General features: G+C 72.2%; 17 protein-coding genes. 10 read left to right on the forward strand and 7 right to left on the reverse strand.

The annotated features are described in order from the left end of the window. Nucleotides 1-114 precede the first annotated feature (114 nt). Nucleotides 115-2,301 carry an ATP-dependent DNA helicase RecG gene (gene recG, locus ADL05_RS07030; RefSeq protein ID WP_053616051.1) on the reverse strand — a complete coding sequence of 729 codons (2,187 nt, stop codon included), beginning with the start codon at nucleotides 2,299-2,301 and terminating at the stop codon, nucleotides 115-117. 413 nt (nucleotides 2,302-2,714) lie between these two features. On the opposite strand from recG, the gene rpmB reads away from it, so the two are divergent. Then, on the forward strand, nucleotides 2,715-2,900 hold the full coding sequence (gene rpmB / locus ADL05_RS29470) for a 50S ribosomal protein L28 (protein ID WP_013151263.1): 186 nt from the start codon (nucleotides 2,715-2,717) through the stop codon (nucleotides 2,898-2,900). A 132-nt stretch (nucleotides 2,901-3,032) separates the two neighbouring features. Here the strand turns inward: rpmB and ADL05_RS07035 are convergent, their stop codons facing one another. Continuing rightward, a complete protein-coding gene (locus tag ADL05_RS07035; RefSeq protein WP_053616052.1) occupies nucleotides 3,033-3,683 on the reverse strand; it encodes a cellulose binding domain-containing protein in 651 nt (216 codons plus the stop codon). A 105-nt stretch (nucleotides 3,684-3,788) separates the two neighbouring features. After that, nucleotides 3,789-4,784, reverse strand: a complete 996-nt coding sequence (locus ADL05_RS07040) for a thiamine-phosphate kinase (protein ID WP_053616053.1) — start codon at nucleotides 4,782-4,784, stop codon at nucleotides 3,789-3,791. Between the two features lie 137 nt (nucleotides 4,785-4,921). Here ADL05_RS07040 and ADL05_RS07045 point away from each other — a divergent pair, with 137 nt between their 5' ends. Continuing rightward, on the forward strand, nucleotides 4,922-5,155 hold the full coding sequence (locus tag ADL05_RS07045; protein ID WP_053616054.1) for an Lrp/AsnC family transcriptional regulator: 234 nt from the start codon (nucleotides 4,922-4,924) through the stop codon (nucleotides 5,153-5,155). A gap of 24 nt (nucleotides 5,156-5,179) precedes the next feature. Beyond that, complete coding sequence (locus ADL05_RS07050) at nucleotides 5,180-5,638, forward strand: DUF3515 domain-containing protein (protein ID WP_053616055.1); 459 nt, start codon at nucleotides 5,180-5,182, stop codon at nucleotides 5,636-5,638. Nucleotides 5,639-5,720: 82 nt separating this feature from the next. On the opposite strand, the gene ADL05_RS07055 is transcribed toward ADL05_RS07050, so the two are convergent. Then, a complete protein-coding gene (locus ADL05_RS07055) occupies nucleotides 5,721-6,527 on the reverse strand; it encodes a DUF3105 domain-containing protein (RefSeq protein WP_053616056.1) in 807 nt (268 codons plus the stop codon). A gap of 80 nt (nucleotides 6,528-6,607) precedes the next feature. On the opposite strand from ADL05_RS07055, the gene ADL05_RS07060 reads away from it, so the two are divergent. From ADL05_RS07060 to cydC, 6 genes are all read left to right on the forward strand, one after another. Next, on the forward strand, nucleotides 6,608-7,339 hold the full coding sequence (locus ADL05_RS07060) for a DUF305 domain-containing protein (RefSeq protein ID WP_053616057.1): 732 nt from the start codon (nucleotides 6,608-6,610) through the stop codon (nucleotides 7,337-7,339). Nucleotides 7,340-7,653: 314 nt separating this feature from the next. Beyond that, nucleotides 7,654-8,757 (forward strand): methyltransferase domain-containing protein, encoded by a 1,104-nt coding sequence (locus ADL05_RS07065; protein ID WP_053616058.1) that lies wholly within the window; start codon nucleotides 7,654-7,656, stop codon nucleotides 8,755-8,757. Nucleotides 8,758-9,140: 383 nt separating this feature from the next. Then, nucleotides 9,141-10,586, forward strand: a complete 1,446-nt coding sequence (locus ADL05_RS07070; RefSeq protein WP_053616059.1) for a cytochrome ubiquinol oxidase subunit I — start codon at nucleotides 9,141-9,143, stop codon at nucleotides 10,584-10,586. A gap of 12 nt (nucleotides 10,587-10,598) precedes the next feature. After that, nucleotides 10,599-11,633: a cytochrome d ubiquinol oxidase subunit II gene (gene cydB / locus ADL05_RS07075; protein WP_053616060.1), complete on the forward strand. Its 1,035-nt coding sequence runs from the start codon at nucleotides 10,599-10,601 to the stop codon at nucleotides 11,631-11,633. Nucleotides 11,634-11,899: 266 nt separating this feature from the next. Continuing rightward, complete coding sequence (gene cydD, locus ADL05_RS07080) at nucleotides 11,900-13,633, forward strand: thiol reductant ABC exporter subunit CydD (RefSeq protein ID WP_053616061.1); 1,734 nt, start codon at nucleotides 11,900-11,902, stop codon at nucleotides 13,631-13,633. Between the two features lie 74 nt (nucleotides 13,634-13,707). Next, on the forward strand, nucleotides 13,708-15,399 hold the full coding sequence (gene cydC / locus ADL05_RS07085; RefSeq protein WP_082376173.1) for a thiol reductant ABC exporter subunit CydC: 1,692 nt from the start codon (nucleotides 13,708-13,710) through the stop codon (nucleotides 15,397-15,399). Between the two features lie 19 nt (nucleotides 15,400-15,418). Here the strand turns inward: cydC and ADL05_RS07090 are convergent, their stop codons facing one another. Beyond that, on the reverse strand, nucleotides 15,419-15,961 hold the full coding sequence (locus ADL05_RS07090) for a Uma2 family endonuclease (RefSeq protein WP_231640640.1): 543 nt from the start codon (nucleotides 15,959-15,961) through the stop codon (nucleotides 15,419-15,421). Nucleotides 15,962-16,101: 140 nt separating this feature from the next. Between ADL05_RS07090 and ADL05_RS07095 the strand changes: the two genes are divergently transcribed. Then, on the forward strand, nucleotides 16,102-17,037 hold the full coding sequence (locus ADL05_RS07095; RefSeq protein WP_053616064.1) for an EI24 domain-containing protein: 936 nt from the start codon (nucleotides 16,102-16,104) through the stop codon (nucleotides 17,035-17,037). Nucleotides 17,038-17,186: 149 nt separating this feature from the next. Here the strand turns inward: ADL05_RS07095 and ADL05_RS07100 are convergent, their stop codons facing one another. Together ADL05_RS07100 and ADL05_RS07105 are read right to left on the reverse strand one after the other, a co-directional pair. After that, complete coding sequence (locus ADL05_RS07100) at nucleotides 17,187-18,308, reverse strand: D-alanine--D-alanine ligase family protein (RefSeq protein WP_053616065.1); 1,122 nt, start codon at nucleotides 18,306-18,308, stop codon at nucleotides 17,187-17,189. 61 nt (nucleotides 18,309-18,369) lie between these two features. Then, the gene (locus ADL05_RS07105) at nucleotides 18,370-19,587 is read right to left on the reverse strand and encodes a PLP-dependent aspartate aminotransferase family protein (protein ID WP_053616066.1); all 1,218 of its coding nucleotides are present in this window, start codon (nucleotides 19,585-19,587) and stop codon (nucleotides 18,370-18,372) included. Nucleotide 19,588: the final 1 nt, after the last annotated feature.

Consider the following 19,588-nt stretch of genomic DNA (forward strand, 5'->3'; position numbering starts at 1 on the left):
CCCCGAGCCAACCCCCCTGTGGCCCCCTAGAGTCGAACAGCTGCGCGATGTGCTCTCGGAGACCACGGGGGTTGGTCGGGCCGAAGCGAGGAACGAGCGGCGGCCCAAGGAGAGCTACGCCTTGTCCAGGTACTCCGCCCTGTCCTCCGGGAGCAGGGCCGCCAGGGCCTCGGCCAGCGGCGGGTGTCCCGTGAGGTCGGGGTCCTTGGCCGCGTACACCGTCGCCTCCCCACGTGCCTCGCCGATGAGCTCCTCGTCCTTGAGCAGGGTGAGCATCCGCAGACTCGACCGGGCTCCCGACTGGGCGTCGCCCAGGACGTCGCCCTCGCGGCGCAGCTCCAGGTCCACGCGGGAGAGCTCGAACCCGTCGGTGGTGGCGGCCACGGCCGCCAGGCGCTCACGGGAAGGGCTGCCCTCCTCCGCGTCGGTGACCAGCAGGCACAGCCCCGGCAACCCGCCCCGGCCGACCCGTCCGCGCAGCTGGTGCAGCTGGGAGACCCCGAACCGCTCGGCGTCCATGATGGCCATCACCGTGGCGTTGGGCACGTCGACGCCGACCTCGATGACGGTGGTGGAGACGATGACGTCGGTCTCCCCCGCCGAGAAGCGGCGCATGACGGCGTCCTTGTCGTCGGGCGCCATCCGGCCGTGCAGGACCTCGACCCGGAGGCCGGCGAGCGGCCCCCCGGTGAGCCGGGCGGCCACGTCCAGGACCGCCAGCGGCGGCCGCGACCCCGGTTCCTCCTCCGCTCCGGTGCCGCCCTCCTCCTCGGCGCCGTCACCGATCCGGGGGCACACCACGAACGCCTGGTGCCCCTGCCGGGCCTCCTCCACGACGCGTTCCCAGGCGCGTGCGAGGTAGTGCGGCTTGTCCCGGGCGGGCACCACGTGGGTGGACACGGGCGCGCGGCCGGACGGCAGCTGTGTGAGGGTCACCACGTCGAGGTCGCCGTAGACGGTCATCGCGACCGTGCGCGGGATGGGTGTGGCGGTCATCACCAGCACGTGCGGGCGTCCGTCGACGGCCTTCTCGCGGAGGGCGTCGCGCTGCTCGACACCGAACCGGTGCTGCTCGTCCACGACGACCAGGCCCAGGTCCGCGAAGCTCACGTGCTCCTGCAGGAGCGCGTGCGTGCCCACGACGATCCCGGCGGCGCCCGAGGCCGCGTCGAGCAGGTTCTCCCGGCGGGCGGCGGCGTTCATGGACCCCGTGAGCAGCGCCACCCTGGTGGCCTCCTCCGCCCCGTCGATCTGCCCGGCCCTGGCCAGCGGGCCGAGCATGGCGCTGATCGACCGGTGGTGCTGCTGGGCGAGGACCTCGGTGGGCGCGAGCAGGACCGCCTGGCCGCCGGAGTCGACGACGCGGAGCATCGCGCGCAGCGCGACCAGGGTCTTGCCCGCGCCCACGTCGCCCTGGAGCAGGCAGTGCATGGGGTGCGCCGCGTCCAGCCGTGCGGCGAGGCGCTGACCGACGTCGCGCTGGCCGTCGGTGAGCGTGAACGGCAGGCGGGAGTCGAAGGCGTCGAGCACGCCCCCGGTCCGGCCGGGCCGCGGCGTCGCGGGCAGCTCCTCGGCGAGCTGCCGGCGCTGGGCGAGGGCGAGCTGGAGGACGAACGCCTCGTCCCACTTCAGCCGCCGCCGGGCGGTGCCGACGTCGGACCACTCGGACGGCCGGTGGATCTTGTCCAGGGCCTCCTGGACGCCGGCGAGGCGGTGGTCGCGGCGCACCTCGGGGGGCAGGGGGTCGGGCAGGTCGGCGGCGCGGGCGAGCGCCATCTCGACGCCGAGGGCGATCTTGGCCGAGTCCAGGCCCTTGACCGCGGGGTAGATCGGGATCAGCTCCTCAGCGAAGGCCCGGGCGCGCTCGCCCTCCTGGCCGTCCTCGTCGATGAGCTGGTACTCCGGGTGGTCGAGCTGGCGGCGGCCCTTGAACGTGGAGACCCGGCCGGAGAACATGGCCAGCCGCCCGGCCACGAGGGCGTTCTGGTGGTAGGAGCCCCGGTTGAAGAAGGTCAGGTGCAGGCGGCCGGTGCCGTCGGTGACCGTGGCCTCCATCATGTCCATCCGGCGGCGGCCCTGGCGGGCGGGCACGGTCCTGCGCTTGGCGTCCAGGACCCGGGCCTGCACGGTGACGTCCTCGCCCTCGCGCAGCGCGGCGAGGTCGGTCAGGTCGCCCCTGCGGTCGTAGCGGCGCGGGTAGTAGCGCAGCAGGTCGCCGAGTGTGTGCAGGTCGAGTTTGTCCTTGAAGGCCCGCGCGGAGCCGCCGAGGGCCACGCGCAGCGGTTCGTCCCAGGTGCTCACTGTGTTCCCGTCCCGGACAGTCTGGTCGCTGTTCCCCGTCACGTTAGACCTTCGGTGCGACCGCCCGCCGGGCTCCGGGGAACGCGCCCTCCGGCGGTCGCCCGCGGGTGGTTCACGGGGACGCCCCGACGCAGTCCCGGGGAACGCTATACTCGTGTGAGTTCATCGCCTTTTCGCCGTGCCCGCATGGCGGATGACGATGCTCCGGTGGGTGCTGAGGCCGTAGGCCGCACCACGATCCCACCGTTGCGCGTACGGGCACCGGTCTGCGGTCTGATCCGCGTTCGACCTCGTCCTTCGTGTACTCTTCCACGGTTGGCGTCCGCGCCGACCTGCCCACCCGGCCGATTCCGGCCGGATGAACCTTCGCGTGCGGCGACGTGCGCGATCCCGAGCGCTTGAATGGAGTTACCGTGGCTTCCGTCTGCGACGTCTGCGGCAAGGGACCAGGGTTCGGTAACAGTGTTTCCCACTCGCACCGTCGCACCCGCCGCCGCTGGAACCCCAACATCCAGACCGTTCGCACCCGTGTGGGCGGCACGCCCAAGCGCGTGAACGCCTGCACCTCGTGCATCAAGGCTGGCAAGGTCACCCGCTAGGGTTCCAGTCTCTCTGGATCTCGTCGAAGGCCCTCCGACCCAGGTCGGGGGGCCTTCGTCGTGCGCGACGGACGTCCGGGCACGGGGGCGGTGGCGGGTGCCGGGTCAGAGACGAGCGGTGGGGGCACCGGGTCAGAGACCGCAGACGTGCCCGTTGAGGGAGCAGCGGACGGGGCTCTGCGCGGGGCCGAGGGCGTCGAAGCCCATGGTCACCGACTCCCCCGGCTCCAGGCCGTCCTGGTCGCCGGGCTGGCGGGCGAGGATGCCGTCCTCGATGGGCTCCCAGTCGGCGTCGCGAACGTTGGTGACCTCGGCCGTCTCGAAGGCGAGGGCGAGTTCCCAGGCGGTGAGGCGGCTCTCGGACGTGTTGGTGACGGTGACCAGGCCGACGAAGCCCGAGTCGGTGGTCTCGGTGATCTCGTAGCCGACCGTGATGGGCGAGGACCCCGACTGGGTCTGGGGCCCCTGCCCCTGCCCGTCGCCGTTGAACCCCGCCTCGTCGCGGCCGGAGTCCGCCGTGGCGTCCTGGCTCGGGGCGATCGCGTCGGGATCCGGGGCGTTGGTCGCGCCCGGGCCGCCGAACTGCAGGTAGATCTGGGTGGTGCTGTAGCCGAAGAGCAGCAGTCCGAGGATCACGCCGGAGACGACCAGGACGTTGAGCAGCCGTGGCGGCTCGACGCGCTTGGGCACGGTGCTCTCGACGAGGCCGCCGATCCGCCGCAGCGCACCAGCGTCCTCGGGCTCGTTGCGGTGCGCACCGCGACGAGTGCCATGCCGCCCCATAAACCGCCTCTCGACGAAACCCCGTTCCCCCCGCCTGGAAGGCGGTGCGTGGCCGCGTTGGCAAAGCCTAGCGTGATAGCTAATCAGGACAAATCCCAAGGAGCGTCATCCCTGGCGGAAATGGTCCCACCCGCCGCGCGGCGGAGCACACCCGTCTACTGTGACCGGATTCACGGCTTTCCTCACCTCGTCCTGGTCAGCGGAGTGGACCCTTCCGATGCGGTGCCAGTGCTCCGGCAGCGCGGTGCCCGGGTCGAACGCCGCGACCAGCGCGTGGTCCTCCCCTCCGGCGACCATGAGGTCCCGGGCGGCCTGCTCGGCTCCGTCCGGCGGGACCCCCAGCGCGCGCACGCCCGCCACGAGCGCGGGTTCGGGCACCAGGGACCGCGAGTCCAGGTCGATGAGCACCCCGCCGGCCCGGCACAGGTGTCCCAGGTCCTGGGCGAGTCCGTCGCTCACGTCGAGCATGGCGGTCGCGCCGAGCCGCGCGGCGGCCACACCCTCGGCGTAGGGCGGGCTCGGCCTGCGGTGCTCGGCCAGACAGGCGGCGGGGCCGTCGATCCCGCCCCGCAGCAGGGCGAGTCCGGCGGCCGAGAGCCCCAGGTGTCCGGTGTAGGCGACCACGTCGCCCGGCCGCGCGCCGTCGCGGCGGACCGGGGCGCGCCCCTGGAGGTCCCCGAGGGCGGTGATCGCGATGGTGAGGGTGTCCGATCCCACCATGTCCCCGCCCACGACGGCGCCGCCCGCCACCGCGCACTCGTCGCGCACGCCGGCCGAGAACCCGTCCGCCCAGTCCACCGGCAGGTCGGGGGGCGCGGCGAAGCCGATGAGCAGACCGGTGGGCCGGGCTCCCATCGCCGCGACGTCGGCGAAGTTCTGGGCCACCGCGCGGTGCCCGACGTCGCGCGCGCTCGACCACTCCCGGCGGAAGTGGCGGCCCTCGACCAGAACGTCCGTGGTCGCGACCGTCCGGCCGTCGGGTGCGGCGACCACGGCGGCGTCGTCGCCGGGTCCGAGGATTACATCGTCCGTAGCGGGGAATTGGCTCGTCACGCGCGCGATCAGAGCGAACTCACCAAGACCCCCAATGGTGCTCAACACAGTGATCAGGGTACGGTGACGCTCCGGCGCAATGGTCTAGACCCACGTTTGTCATCCGCTCGACATCGGCCGCGCCGTGGGTTCGGCGGGGTCCGCGCCCGGCCCCACGCACCCGGCACAGACACAAGGGAGTACTCATGGTGCAGGCATACATCCTGATCCAGACCGAGGTGGGTCAGGCCGCCGAGGTGGCGGGCCGGATCCGCGGGATCGAGGGTGTGCGGGAGGCACACGACGTGACGGGCCCCTACGACGTCATCGTCCAGGCCGAGGCGGAGGACGTCGACTCGCTCGGCACGCTGGTGGTGGCCCGGATCCAGCGCCTGGAGGGCATCGCCCGGACGCTGACCTGTCCCATCGTCAACATCTGACCGGTCGACGGAGCGGGGTGGCTTGTGCTGAGACGGTGTTGCGGAGCGGCGGTGGCCGTCGTCCTCGCCGCGACGGGCTGTGCGCAGACCGTGCGCATGGAACCGCCGGAGTCCGACGGCGCGACGGACGAGGTGTGCGCCGCGCTCGTGGCCGATCTGCCGGACACGCTGCTGGACGCGGAGCGGGCCGAGATCACGCCCGAGTCCGAGGTGATGGCGGCGTGGGGCGACCCGCCGATCGGGCTGCGCTGCGGTGTGCCGCGCCCCACGGCCCTGACCCCCGACGCACTCCTCGAAGAGGTCGACGGCGTGGCCTGGCTGCCGCAGCCGACGGACGCCCCCACCCTCTTCACGGCGGTCGGCCACACGGCCTACGTCGAACTGTCGGTCCCCCCGTCCTACGGCGCGCCCGCCGCCGCGCTCACGACGGTCAGCGCGCTGGTCGACGAACACATCCCCCCGCTCCCCGACGGGGAGCTCTGACTCTTCCGCGGGCGCGCCCCCAGGGCGCCCGTGACACGGACGGGGCCGCCGGCGCACGCCGGCGGCCCCGTTCCCGCTGCGGCTACTCCTCGTCGGAGCCGGTCGCCTCAGCGTCGGTGTCCTCGGTCTCGTCGGCGCTCTCGTCGGCGTCGGCGTCCTCCGAACCCCCGGTGTCCTCGGTGTCCGAGCCCCCGGTGTCCTCGGCGCTCTCGTCGGGCATCTCCTCGCCCTCGATCCCCTCGCCCTCGGCCAGGGCCGTCTCGATCTCGGCGGCGGTCTCGGCTATCCCGCCGGAGCAGGAGGCGCCGGGCTCGGGGACGTCCTGACCGCGTTCGTAGAGCTGGGCGAAGCGCGTGAGGTCCTGGTCGTCGGCGGTGTCGGCGGTGACCTGGCGGCCCCAGCTGCTGGCGACGATCGGGGCGTCCATCTCACCCTCGAAGGGGCTGATCACCAGGTAGTCACCCGGGCTGTACAGGGAGTTGAGCGCGTCGATCTCGTCCTGGGGCAGGCCCGGCTCGTAGGTGATCCACACCGCGCCGTGCTCCAGGGAGTGCACCGCGAACTCGTTCGTCAGCGCCTGGTCGTAGACGCCGCAGTTCTGCCAGTAGGCCCAGTGGTCCCCTCCCACGGGCGGCGACTGCTCGTAGTCGACCTGCTGGCCCACGTCCACGTGGGCGTAGGAGCCGACCGTGTACTCCTCCACCCCGGAGATGTTCCGGCTGCGGATCTCCATGAAGATCGCGAAGGCGAGCAGGCCCAGGACCAGCGCCGCGGCGAGACTGATTCCGGAGATGGTGAGGATCTTCTTGCGCCGCTCCTCCTTGAGGCGCTGGGCTCTCATCTCGGCTGCTCGGCGGCGACGCTCCTCCGCCGTCTTCTTCTTGGCCACGGGGTCTCCTGGGATGGTTTGTGACGAGTGGGGCGTTCCTATCCTCTACTTTGGCACCTGACTTGTGCATTTTGACCAGGATGGTTCCCATGGCACTTCACGAAGGTTCCGGCTCGGACGAGGACGTCCGGGACGAGAGCGCGACCGCCGACGAGTTCGAGGAGGCCACACCGTCCAGGCCCGCCCGGCGCACGGTCCCGCTCTGGATCGCGGCGGTCCTGGTCGCGCTGGCCGTGGCGGCCGGCTTTCTCGCGGGGCGCCCGTCCGCGCCGCTCGACACCAGTGCCGACGCCGGGTTCCTCCGGGACATGAGCGCGCACCACGCCCAGGCGGTGGACATGTCGCTGCTCATCATGGAGAAGACCGAGGATCCCGAGCTGCACATCGTCGCGACCGACATCGCCCGGACCCAGCAGGCCCAGATCGGCATCATGCAGGGGTGGCTGACGATGTGGGAGCTCAACTCGCGCGGCAGCGAGCGGCCGATGACGTGGATGGCCGACAGCGAGCACGACCACGGCGGCACCGACAACGTCCCCGACGCCATGCCGGGCCTGGCGACCCCCGAGCAGATGGCGGAGCTGGAGGAGGCCGAGGGCGTGGAGGCCGAGATCCTCTTCCTGGAACTGATGATCGCCCACCACGAGGGCGGGATCGACATGGCCGAGGCGGAGGTCGAACTCGGCGGGGAACCGATCGTCACCGACCTGGCCCAGGGGATGGCCGACGCCCAGCTGACCGAGATCGACGCGATGGAGAACATGCTGGAGGACCGCGGCGTGACCGTCGAGGACACCCCCGCCGAGGACTGACCGCCCAGCCCCGAGGGCCGAGTGGCCGATCGTCCCAGCGGGCGGCGCATGGCCGTCGGGATCTTGGTCGCCGGAGGACCTGACCGTCGAGGAGCAGCGGGGTGGCCGGATCCGGCCGCACCCATCGAGTCCGACCCCGCCCCACGCGGGTAGGACCGCAGCGCCCCAGCACGGACAGGAGCTCCCGTGGCGCAGTGCTCTGTATGCAAAGGTGAAGGCAGCATCGTCATCGAGTCCGACGGTGACGGCAGCGGCGGCGGGTGGACCCACCGCCAGGTCGTCACCTGCAACTCCTGCGACGGAACGGGAGAGAAGTGACGCCAGACCTCGAAGCGCTCCACACCGCCTTGGTGGAACGCATCGATACCACCCCTGCGATCCGTGGCGCATTCGACGCCCACCCCCGGCACCGGTTCATCCCCGACATGGTCTGGCCCGACGCGACCGGGCTTCCGCTGTACCGGACCGCCCACCCCGATCGCTGGGCTCTCCTGGTCTACTCCACCGACGCGATCACCACCCAGGCCAACGACGGGGGATCCGGGCCGCGGAACGAACCCAGCTCATCGTCGTCGGCGCCCCAGGTGATGGCGGACATGATCGCCGCGGCCGGGATCGACGAGGGCATGCACGTGCTCGAGATCGGCACCGGCACCGGATGGAACGCCGCCGTTCTCTCTGAGCTGGTCGGTCAGAAGGGGTCTGTCACCAGTGTGGAGATCGACCCGGGGGTGGCGGCACTGGCCCGAGAACGGCTCACCGGAACCGGCGTCACCGTCCGCACCGCAGCCGCACCTCCCACCGGAGAGGTCTATGACGCGGTCATCGCCACCTGCGCGGTGACGCACATCCCGGCGTCGTGGCTGAGGGCCCTCGGGGAGGGCGCTCCGCTCGTGCTCCCATGGAGCCCCCACCCTGCCGCGCACAGCACACCGATCGCGGCACTACGCCAGGGCACTCCAGTCACAGGGCCGTTCGTGCGCGAAGGTGCGTTCATGCGCGACCGTACCCAGCGCCCCGGCGACCTGCCATTCCCCGGCCTCGGCCAGCCGCCCACGCCTCTGGCGCCCTTTCCGGTCGGTTCGGTCGAGCTGATCGGCTCGGGAATGATGACCCAGCTCCTGCTGATGCTGCCCGAGGTGCGTCTGGGGACTGGGTTGCGTCCCTTCCATGGCGAACCCGGCCGGATCGTGTGGATGGGTAGCGGGCCATCGTGGGCGTACCTGTGGCCTGACGGCTCCGTCAGCGGGGGCGGCGACCGTGCCTTGAACGAGGAACTGGCTGACGCCTACCAGCGGCTCCAGGACGCCGGTCTCCCCGACCTGAGGGACTTCACCCTGCGGGTCGGCGCCGAGAGCAGCTCCTACCGCGTCGCGTGCACGGCTCTCGGCCAGCACTGGGACCACCCGGTCGCCTGAGTCGGCGCATGGGAAGCGGGGATCCGCGCGTCCGCCCTCGTGAATACTCGCAAGTAGCCGTCAGCACCGACGGTCAGAGCTTTCCCAGCGTTCATCGCCTTCTGCACGGCCTTCGCGGCGTGTGTGTGGCGGACGGCACACGAGCGCCCATCGGACCCCCGGCGATCCGTCGGCGCTCCCCTGTGTGCCCAGGTCGTGGCCGCTCCGCCCTGCCCTGGCCCGCGTGCGGGCGCGCAGCGCCCGCCCCCGGCATCCCCCGACGTCCCCGTGCCGCCCGTGAACACTCCCGGGGGCGACCTATTCCACAGGGGCCGGTCGGAGAAACGACGCCGCGTAGCACTACAGTTTGTAGTACTACTGGCGGTCGGTACTGAGAGGTGGCCATGGAAGCCCTTGATCTCGCGAGGTGGCAGTTCGGGGTCACCACGATCTACCACTTCCTCTTCGTGCCCCTGACCATCGGGCTCTCCTTCATCGTGGCCGTCCTGCAGACCCTGTGGTTCCGCACTGGCAAGCACGAGTACCTCCAGGCCACCCAGTTCTTCGGCAAGCTCTTCCTCATCAACTTCGCCATGGGCGTCGTCACGGGCATCGTGCAGGAGTTCCAGTTCGGCATGAACTGGAGCGAGTACTCGCGCTTCGTCGGCGACGTGTTCGGGGCCCCGCTGGCCATGGAGGCGCTGCTGGCCTTCTTCCTGGAGTCCACGTTCATCGGCCTGTGGATCTTCGGCTGGCACCGCCTGCCGCGCGCCGCGCACCTGGCGTGCATCTGGCTGGTGGCGATCGGCACCAACCTGTCGGCGTACTTCATCCTCGCCGCCAACGCCTGGATGCGCCGTCCCGTCGGGTACGAGATCAACCCGGAGACCGGCCGCGCAGAACTCACCGACATCTGGGCGGTCCTGAGCAACGACCAGGCCTGGTCGACCTACCTGCACACCGTCTCGGCGGCGTTCATCACCGCCGGACTGTTCGTCGTCGCCGTGAGCTGCTACAAGCTCTGGCGCAACACCCACCACGGGGACACCGGAACGGTCGGCACCGCTCCCGCCAAGCGCGACCTCGCGCTGTTCCGGGGCACGCTCAAGGTCGGGCTGGTCTTCACCCTCGTGGCCGGGGCCCTGGTGGTGTTCTCCGGCGACCACCAGGCCAAGCTCGCCGCCGAGTACGAGCCCATGAAGCTCGCCGCGGCCGAGGCCCTGTGGGACACCGAGGAGGGCGCGGACTTCTCCGCCTTCGCCGTCGGCGACACCGAGGCGCGCTACAACCCCATCGACATCACCGTCCCCAACGTCCTCAGCTTCCTCGCCACCGGACACTTCGAGGGCGAGGTGCACGGGATGAACGACCTCCAGGAGGCGTACGAGGAGTACTACGGGCCCGGGGACTACACCCCGAACGTGTTCGTCGTGTACTGGTCGTTCCGCCTGATGATCGGGCTGGGCCTGTTCGGCGTGGGCATCGCCGCGCTCGGCCTCTACCTCACCCGGGGCCGGGAGCGCCTGCCCCGGCACCGCTGGTTCTACTTCGCCGGCATGGTCGCGCTGCCCGCCGCCCTGGCCGCGAACATCTTCGGCTGGGTCCTCACCGAGATGGGCCGCCAGCCGTGGACGGTGCACGGCCAGCTGCTGACCGCCAACAGCGTCTCCCCCGGGGTGAGCCTGGGGACGGTCGCCATGAGCCTGGGCGTCTTCACCGCCGTCTACGGCCTGCTCTTCGTCGTGGAGGTCGGCCTGTTGGCGAAGTACGTCAAGGCCGGGCCCTCCCACCTCGTTCCCGACCTGGAGAACGACGAGGACGAGGCCGCCATCCCGCACTTCAGCTACTAGGAGCCACGGACCATGGATCTCGCCGTCATCTGGTTCATCGCCATCACGGTCCTGTGGACCGGGTACTTCATCCTGGAGGGCTTCGACTTCGGGGTGGGCACGCTCCTGCCGTTCATGGGCAGGCGCGACTCCGTCGACCGACGCGTCACCATCAACTCCATCGGACCGGTGTGGGACGCCAACGAGGTGTGGCTGCTCACGGCGGTCGGCGCGATGTTCGCCGCCTTCCCCGCCTGGTACGCCTCGCTGCTCAGCGGCTTCTACGTCCCGGTGTTCGCCATCCTCATCGCGCTGATCCTGCGCGGTGTGGCCTTCGAGTACCGCGGCAAGCGCGACGACGCCGCCTGGCGCGCCTGGTGGGACCGGGCGATCGTCGCCGGCAGCGCCGTCCCGGCGTTCCTGTGGGGCGTCGTCTTCGCCAACGTCGTCCGGGGCGTGGCGGTGGACGCCGACCAGATCGTCACCGCGGGACTGCTCGACCTGCTGAACCCGTACGCCCTGCTGGGCGGGCTGACGACCCTGTCGCTGTTCACCCTGCACGGCGCGGTGTTCCTGACGCTCAAGACCGACGGCCCCGTCCGGGCCCGCGCCCGCACGGCCTCCCTGTGGGCCGCGTGCGCCGCGGTCCCCGCCGCCACCGTGTTCCTCGCCTGGACCCAGTCCGCCCACGGCGAGCCGTGGACCCTGCCGCTGGCCGCCGTCGCCGCGGTCGCCCTCGTCGGCGGGGTCGTCGCGGCGCTGCTGCGCCACGAACGGCTGTCGTTCACGCTGACCGCGGTCACCGTGCTCACCGCCGTCGCGACCCTCTTCGGGTCCCTGTTCCCGAACGTGCTCCCGTCCACCACCGATCCGGCGTTCAGCCTCACCGTGGCCAACGCCTCCTCGGCCGACTACACGCTGACGGTGATGTCGTGGGTGGCGGTGTTCTTCCTGCCGCTCGTCCTCGCCTACCAGGGGTGGAGCTACTGGGTGTTCCGCCAGCGGGTGACCGGTGCGACCGTCACCGGCGCGGCCGAGCCCGGGCCCGAGCACGCGCCCGCCGCCTGAACCCCTCCCCTGGGGCCGGATCCCTGCCCCAGGGGGTTGAATGGAGTCGGCCCCACGCACCGGGACTCCAGGGGGTTGAACGTAGGCCGCGAGGCCTGCGGGGCCACTGGGGGTGTCGCGAGGGGCGCGCCGGTGTTCCGCAGGAGGAGACGGGGCCGCAGACGAAGGAGCAAGGCAAAAGGAGCAAGGCAAGTCGACGACGAAGAACACTGGCCTCCCGGCGCCCCGAGCACGAACCAAGGCGAAGCGAAGGTTCAAGAAGACTCATGAAGCCGCTCGATCCCCGTCTGGTGCGCGCCGCGAGCGCCGTCCGGCTCCACCTGGCCGTCTCGGTGGTCAGCGGGCTGCTCGTCACCGCCCTGATCCTCCTCCAGGCCTGGCTGCTGGCCCGGGTCATCACCGGCGCCTGGAGCGGCGAGGGGATGGCCGCGCTGGGCTGGGCGGTCGGGGCCGTGGCGGCGGTCGCTGTGGCCCGCGCCCTGCTCTCCTACCTGGCCGAGGCCTCCGCCCTGTCCAGCGCGGCCCGCACCAAGTCGCAGCTGCGCCGCCGCCTGGTCGAGCACGTGACCGGCGCCGGGCAGGTGTGGACGGCCGAGCCGGGCGACGACGGTGAGGGCTCGCCCAAGGCCGGAGAGCTGGTCACCCTGGCCACACGCGGGCTGGACGCGCTGGACGACTACTTCGCCCGCTACCTGCCCCAGCTCGTCCTGGCCGCGATCGTGCCGCTCGCCGTCCTCGGCGTGGTGTTCTGGGCCGACTGGATCTCGGGCATCGTCATCGCCGTCACGCTGCCCCTGATCCCGGTGTTCATGGCGCTGATCGGCATGTACACCCAGGCGCGCACCGACCGGCAGTGGCGGCTGCTCAGCCGTCTGGGCGGCCACTTCCTCGACGTCGTGGAGGGGCTGCCGACGCTGGCGGTCTTCCGCAGGGCCAAGGCCCAGGCGGCGATCATCAAGGCCGTGGGCGAGGAGCACCGCGAGGCGACGATGGGGACGCTGCGGGTCGCGTTCCTGTCCGCCTTCGCCCTGGAACTGCTGGCGACCCTGGCGGTGGCGCTGGTCGCCGTCGAGGTGGGGCTGCGCCTGCTCGGCGGCCACATGGACTACCAGACCGCCCTGCTGGTGCTCATCCTGGCCCCGGAGGCCTACCTGCCGCTGCGCGAGGTGGGCGCCCGCTTCCACGCCAGCATGGAGGGCGTGGCCGCGGCCGACCAGGTCTTCACCGAGCTGGAGCGCGAGCGCGGCGCCGGGCGTCCCGCGCCCGCGTCGGCGCCGACCGGCCGCCCCTCCCCCGCCGCGGCCGGAGACCTGCGCTTCGAGGGAGTGGGGATGCGCTACGCGGGCCGCGACGTGCCCGCCCTGAGCGGGTTCGACCTGGAGGTGCGCGCCGGCGAACACGTCCTGCTCACGGGCCCCAGCGGCGCGGGCAAGACCACGCTGCTGTCCCTTCTGCTGCGGCTGAACGAACCCACGGAGGGCCGCGTCAGCGTCCGCGCCCCTGGCGGGGCATGGACCCGGCTGGACGCCGTCCCGGCCGCCGACTGGCGGCTGGGGATCGCCTGGGTGCCCCAGCACCCGTACCTGTTCGACGTGTCCGTGACCGACAACATCCGTCTGGGCGCGCCCGAGGCCACGATGGAGCGGGTGCGGGAGGCGGCCCGACAGGCCGAGGCCGACGCGTTCGTCTCGGCGCTGCCCGAGGGGTACGACACCCGGCTGGGCGAGCGGGGAGCCCGGCTGTCCGCGGGCCAGCGCCAGCGGATCGCGCTCGCCCGCGCCCTGTGCCGGGACGCGCCCCTGGTCCTGCTGGACGAGCCGACCGCCCACCTGGACCCGGAGAACGCGGCGGCGGTGCGCACCGCCGTCACCCGCCTGTTGGAGGGCCGCACGGCGGTCATCGTGGCCCACGACACGGCGTGGGCACGGTCCGCTCTCGGCGACTCGCTGCGCCAGGTGTCGCTGCCACTGCCGTCCCCGGAAGCGAGCGAGTCCCTGTGAGTACACCCGTTTCGGCCGACCACCGCGCGCGGCCGTCCTCCGAGCGCGCGCGGCGCCGGAATCCGCTGTGGCGGATGATCGCGCTGGCCTGGCCGCGCGGGGGCCGGTTCGCGCTGGGCGTGCTGCTCGGCGCGTTCGCCACCGGCGCGGGCGTGGCCCTGCTCGCCGTTGCGGCGTGGATGCTCGCCACGGCGGCCGACCACCCGCCGATCACGGCCCTGAGCGTGGCCGTGGTCGCCACGCGGGCGCTGGGCGTGACCCGCGGCGTCGCCCGGTACCTGGAACGGCTGGTCACCCACGACGCCGCGTTCCGCACGCTCGCCGAGGTGCGGGTGCGCGTGTACGAACGGCTCGCGGCCACCGAGCCCTTCGGCCGCTTCCGGTCGGGCGACCTGGTGTCGCGGCTGGTCAACGACACCGAGGCGACGCTCGACCTGTTGGTGCGCGGGCTCACGCCGCCGCTGATCTCGGTGGTGACGGGCGGGGCGACGGTCCTGTTCCTGTCCGTGGTGTACCTGCCGGGCGGGCTGCTGCTCGCCGCCGGGCTCCTGCTGGCCGGGCTCACGGTGCCGCTCGCGGCGGCCGCCCTGGGACGCGGGCCCGGGCGCCGCCAGTCCCGGGCCCGCGGCGAGCTGTCGACGGCCCTGGTGGACACCCTGCACGGCGCGCCGGACCTGGTCGCCTACGGGGCGATGGACCGACAGGTCGAGCGGGTCCACACGGCCGACGCCGAACTGACCCGGCTCGCGCGGCGCGACGCCGCCGTCCTGGGCCTGGGCGCCGGGGCGACGGCGCTGATCACCGGACTGACGGTGTGGGGCGCCCTGCTGCTGGGGGTGACCGCCGTGGAGGGCGGGGCGCTGAGCGCCGTGTCGCTGGCGGTGCTGGTGCTCACGACTCTGGCGGCGTTCGAGATCGTGGCGCCGCTGCCCGCAGTGGCCGCGAAACTGGGCGCGATCCGCGAGAGCGGCGCCCGGCTCTTCGGCGTCCTGGACGTCCCCGCCGCGACCGCGGCGCCGACGAGGACCGGCCTGGACCCCGACGGGGACCCCTCGGTGCTGATCCGCGACCTGCGGGTGCGCTATGGCCCGCGGGAGCCGTGGGCACTGGACGGGGTGGACCTGGAGATCCCGGCCGGGTGGACGGTCGCCGTGGTGGGACCGAGCGGCGCGGGCAAGAGCACGCTGGCCTCGGTGCTGCTGCGCTTCCGCGACCCGGACGGCGGGAGCGTGTCCATCGGCGGCGCCGACATCACGTCCCACCCGCCCGACGAGGTGCGCGCGGTGGTCTCGGGGGTGCCGCAGGACCCGCACGTGTTCGCCTCGACCCTGCGGGAGAACCTGAAACTGGCCCGCCCGGGCGCACCGGACGAGGAGCTGTGGGCGGCGCTGCGGCGGGCGCGCCTGGCCGACGAGGTCGCGGCGATGCCCAAGGGGCTGGACACGCTGGTGGGCACGCACGGGCTCGGGCTGAGCGGGGGCATGGTGCAGCGGCTGGCGCTGGCCCGCGCGGTGCTCGCGGCGCCGCGCGTCCTGGTGCTGGACGAGCCGACGGCGCACCTGGACCCGGACGCGCGCGACGCGGTGGTGGCCGACCTGTTGGACGCCGTCGAGGGCTACTCCACCCTGCTCATCACGCACGACCTGACGGGGCTGGAGCGGGTGGACCGGATCTACGTGGTGCGCAAGGGGCGGGTGATCCAGGAGGGCACCCACGCGGAACTGTCGGAGGCCGAGGGGTGGTACCGCGACGTGCTGGCTCCCTGACGACTCCGTAGGAGTGCCGCTACGTCAGCAGCGGGGTCGCCTCGATCTCGATGTTGAAGGGTTCGGGAAGCTTCACGGACGTATCGGGGACCGCTCGCGCGACGTCCAGGTATTCGCCCTCTCGGGATTGGAGAAGAGCGATCTCGCTCTTGAGCGGATCGATCACCAGGTACAGGGGGACTCCCGCCGTGGCGTATCCCTTCACCTTGGCCTGCCGGTCATGGAGCGCGCTACCAGGGGAGGCGACCTCGACCGCCAACTCCAGGTCCGCGGCGGGAAGAATCCAGTCCGATTCGTCCCATTGCTCCTCCTCGCCCGGCGTTTCAGGCAGGACCGCAAGGTCAGGGACATAGCGGTCACCGGTCTCGGAGACCTCCAGGGTCAGCATCTGGTAGGCATCCAGGTCTTCGGGCATGGAGCGGTCAAGGGCCCGCTCGAGGCGCTTGATGATCGTGCTGTGCCGGAATGTCGGTGTCGGCGACACGATGATGCTCCCGTCGATGATCTCCGAGCGGTAACCATCGGGGAGTTTGAGGCTTTCATGCAGCGTGGGAAGGTCCATCGTGGTTTCCTCCACCCGCTCCTGAGTCGCACAGACCATGTGTGCCCCCTGCGGTGGTCGGAACGCACCGAGCGTAGCGGGGGCACAGGCTCAGAGTACGCCTTTTCGATGATGTCACGCGGATCCCCTAGGGTTCCTGCGTGGCCACTTTCTTCCGTGAGATCTTCGGCGGAGTCGGCGCTCTGGCGCGCGGCTTCGTCCTACTGTTGCGCAAGCCCCGGCTGTTCCTGCTGGGCGCCATTCCCCCCTTCATCACGTCGCTGCTGTTCCTCGCCCTGTTCGTGGCGCTGGTACTCAACGTGGAGGACTTCGCCGCCTGGGCGACGCCCTTCTCCGAGGGCTGGGACCCGGTGTGGCGGGGCCTTCTGCGCGGAGCCCTCGCCGTCGCCACGGTGGTGGGCAGCGTCCTGCTCATGGTCGTCACCTTCACGACCATCACGCTGACGCTCGGCGCCCCCATCTACGACAAGATCGGCGAACTGGTCGAGAAGGAGCTGGGGCACGCGCCCGAGCCCTACGAGGAGCCGCTGGCGGCCTCGATCGCGCGCGCGGTCAGGCAGGGCCTGGTCATCGTGTTCGCGTCCCTGCTGGTCACAGTGGTCGTGTTCGCGATCGGTTTCGTCCCGCTGGTGGGCCAGGTGGTCGGCGCGGTGCTGGCGGCCGGCCTGGGCGGGTGGCTGCTCTCCCTCGAACTCGTGGGCGGCGCCTTCGACCGGCGGGCGATGCTGCGCCTGCGCGACCGGCAGGGCTTCCTCCGGACCCGGCGCCTGCGCACGCTGGGCTTCTCCGTACCGACGTACTTCCTGCTCGCGGTCCCGTTCGTGGCGGTCGCGGTGTTCCCCGCCGCCGCCGCGGGCGGCACGATCCTGGCGCGCCAGCTCTTCGACGGCAACCCGGAGCTGATGCCCGCGCCTCGGCCGCCGCGGGACCCCCAGGTGTCGCCGGGCCCGCAGGAACCCCACGGACCCCGGACGCCGGGCCCGCAAGGGCTCCAACCGCCCCAGGGACCCCAGGCGCCCCCGGTGCCGGGGCCGCCCCCGCAGCACCAGCATCCCCCGTACCCGCAGCACCCCTAGGTCGTGTTCTTTGCAGCCTTCCGGGGTCGCGGACACCTGCAGAAGAACACTCCCTGGCACCCGCCGGTCCCCCGCGGGGAGCCCGACCGGAACCCGTACACGCGAGGGGCGGGTGGCCGACCGGCCACCCGCCCCTCGTGCGTTCCCCGTCAGCGCAGGCCGGGGCTGCGGCGCAGCGCCGTGGTGATCATGCGGTCCACCAGGGTCGCGTAGTCCACGCCCGTGGCGCCCCACATCTGCGGGAACGCCGAGGCCGGGGTGAACCCGGGCATCGTGTTGAGTTCGTTCACGAGGACCTCGCCGTCCTCGGTGTAGAAGAAGTCCACGCGGGCCAGGCCCTCGCAGCCCATCGCCTCGAAGACCTCGGCCGCCATCGCGCGCAGCCGCGCGGTGGCCTCCTCCGGGATCCCCGCCGGGATGGTGAGGCTGCTGCTGGACAGGTACTTGGCCTCGAAGTCGTAGAAGTCGAAGCCCTCGGCCACGTGCACCTCGGCCGGGAAGGACACGTCCGGCGTCCCGCCGTCCTCGGCCTCCAGCACGCCGCACTCGATCTCACGGCCCACGACCTGCGCCTCGACGAGCACCTTGGGGTCGTGCTCGCGGGCGGCCTCCACCGCCGCGACGACCGCGTCGGTGTCGGAGGAGTCGGCCACCTTCGTGATGCCCACGCTGCTGCCCGCGCGGGCGGGCTTGACGAACACGGTCTCGCCGAGCTCGGCGACGTCGTCCAGCACCTTCTTGCGCTCGTTGCGCCACTGCCGGTCGGAGACCGCCACGAAGCCGCTGGTGGGGATCCCGTTGCCGACGAGCATGGCCTTCATGAAGACCTTGTCCATGGCGGCGGCGCTGGAGAAGACCCCGGCGCCCGCGTAGCGCACGCCCATCATCTCGAAGAGCCCCTGGATGGTGCCGTCCTCGCCGAACGGCCCGTGCAGCAGCGGCAGCACGACGTCGACCTCGGCCAGGCGCCGCGGCCCGTCGGCCGGGTCCACCACCATCAGCTGGCCGGCGGCGTCGAAGGGCAGGGCCAGGTCGGCGCCGTCCTCGGGCACGCTGGGCAGCGCCTTGGTCCCCGCGTCGATGCGCAGGCGCTCGGGGTCACCGGAGGTGAGCACCCAGTTGCCGGACCGCGTGATCCCCACGGGGACCACCTCGTAGCGGTCGTGGTCGATGACGGACAGGACGCTGCCCGCCGTGACGCAGGAGATCTCGTGTTCGGAACTACGCCCGCCGAAGACGACGGCGACCCGAATCTTGCGCTGCTCGGACATGCTGCCTGACCCTATCTCGCCAAAGGATGGAACCGGAACCGGGAGGATTCCCCCATCGGCGTCAGTCACGCGCGGTCAGCGCGGTGAGTGCGTCCTCGATGAGGTCCTGTGGGTCCTCCAGGCCGATGGAGAAGCGCACCGCGCCCGAGGAGATGCCCGCCGCCGCGAGTTCGTCGTCGCTCATGTTGCGGTGGGAGGTCGAGGCCACGTGTCCGGCCAGCGTGTGCGTCCCGCCCAGCGACGCCGCGATCGTGGCGACCCGCAGGCGGTCGGCGAAGGCCATCCCGGCCTCCCGGCCGCCGCGGGGGTGCACGGTGACGACCGCGCCCCTGCGGTCGCCGTCGAAGAGCTTGGCGGCCAGGTCGGTCTGCGGGTGGGAGGCCAGCGACGGGTGGTCGACGCGCTCCACCTCCGGGTGCCCCTCCAGCGCGGCGGCGAACGCCGCGGCCGTGGCGCACTGGCGGGCGACCCGCAGCGGCAGGGTCTCCAGCCCGCGGTGCAGCAGGTAGGCCTCGTCCGGGGCCAGGCACGGCCCCAGGTCCACGCGGGCCGACCGCACGCGGTCCATCAGGCCGGGGGCGCCCACGGCGACCCCGCCCGTGGTGTCGCTGTGGCCGCCGAGGTACTTGGTGGCCGAGTGCACCACGACGTCGGCACCGAACTCCAGGGGACGGCACACCGCGGGCGAGGCGAACGTGGAGTCCACGACCAGAGCCGCGCCCGCCTCATGGGCGATCCGCGCCAGCCCCGGCAGGTCGGAGACGGTCATCGTGGGGTTGGACAGCGTCTCGGTGAACACCACCCGGGTGTCCGGGCCGACCGCGGCGCGCACGGCGTCCGGGTCGGTGATGTCCACGAAGTCCGTGCGCACGCCGAACCGGCGCAGCAGCCCGTCCAGCAGCAAGTACGTGTTGCCGTAGATGGAGCGGGCCGCCACGACGTGCGAGCCCGCCTCCGTGAGCGCCATGAGCACGGTGCTGATCGCCGCCATGCCGGAGGCGAACGCCTGGCCGCGCACCCGCTCGGGGAGCCCGGCCCCCTCCAGCGCGGCGACCGCGTCGGCGAAGGCGTCGACCGTGGGGCTGTCGATCCGGGCGTAGGAGTAGCCCCCACGGCTGCCCGCCAGCACGTCCGCGTACTGCTGGGAGGTGTCGAACGCGTAGGTCGTGGCGCGGTGGACCGGCATGCGCATCGGGCGCTCGGCGGGGACCGGGGCCGGTGGCGGCGACACCGCCCGCGTGTACTCGCCCGCGGACTCCGGCGACGGTGTGTGTGGCATC

It is taken from the genome of Nocardiopsis sp. NRRL B-16309 (assembly GCF_001279585.1).
Classification (GTDB): domain Bacteria; phylum Actinomycetota; class Actinomycetes; order Streptosporangiales; family Streptosporangiaceae; genus Nocardiopsis.

Coding starts and splice junctions, on each gene's coding strand:
- cydC (WP_082376173.1), top strand. CDS start 13,708: ATGATCGCGCTGGCCTGGCCGCGCGGGGGCCGGTTCGCGCTGGGCGTG.
- ADL05_RS07060 (WP_053616057.1), top strand. CDS start 6,608: ATGGTTCCCATGGCACTTCACGAAGGTTCCGGCTCGGACGAGGACGTC.
- ADL05_RS07035 (WP_053616052.1), bottom strand. CDS start 3,683: ATGGGGCGGCATGGCACTCGTCGCGGTGCGCACCGCAACGAGCCCGAG.
- cydD (WP_053616061.1), top strand. CDS start 11,900: ATGAAGCCGCTCGATCCCCGTCTGGTGCGCGCCGCGAGCGCCGTCCGG.
- cydB (WP_053616060.1), top strand. CDS start 10,599: ATGGATCTCGCCGTCATCTGGTTCATCGCCATCACGGTCCTGTGGACC.
- ADL05_RS07105 (WP_053616066.1), bottom strand. CDS start 19,587: ATGCCACACACACCGTCGCCGGAGTCCGCGGGCGAGTACACGCGGGCG.
- ADL05_RS07100 (WP_053616065.1), bottom strand. CDS start 18,308: ATGTCCGAGCAGCGCAAGATTCGGGTCGCCGTCGTCTTCGGCGGGCGT.
- ADL05_RS07070 (WP_053616059.1), top strand. CDS start 9,141: ATGGAAGCCCTTGATCTCGCGAGGTGGCAGTTCGGGGTCACCACGATC.
- ADL05_RS07090 (WP_231640640.1), bottom strand. CDS start 15,961: ATGGACCTTCCCACGCTGCATGAAAGCCTCAAACTCCCCGATGGTTAC.
- ADL05_RS07045 (WP_053616054.1), top strand. CDS start 4,922: ATGGTGCAGGCATACATCCTGATCCAGACCGAGGTGGGTCAGGCCGCC.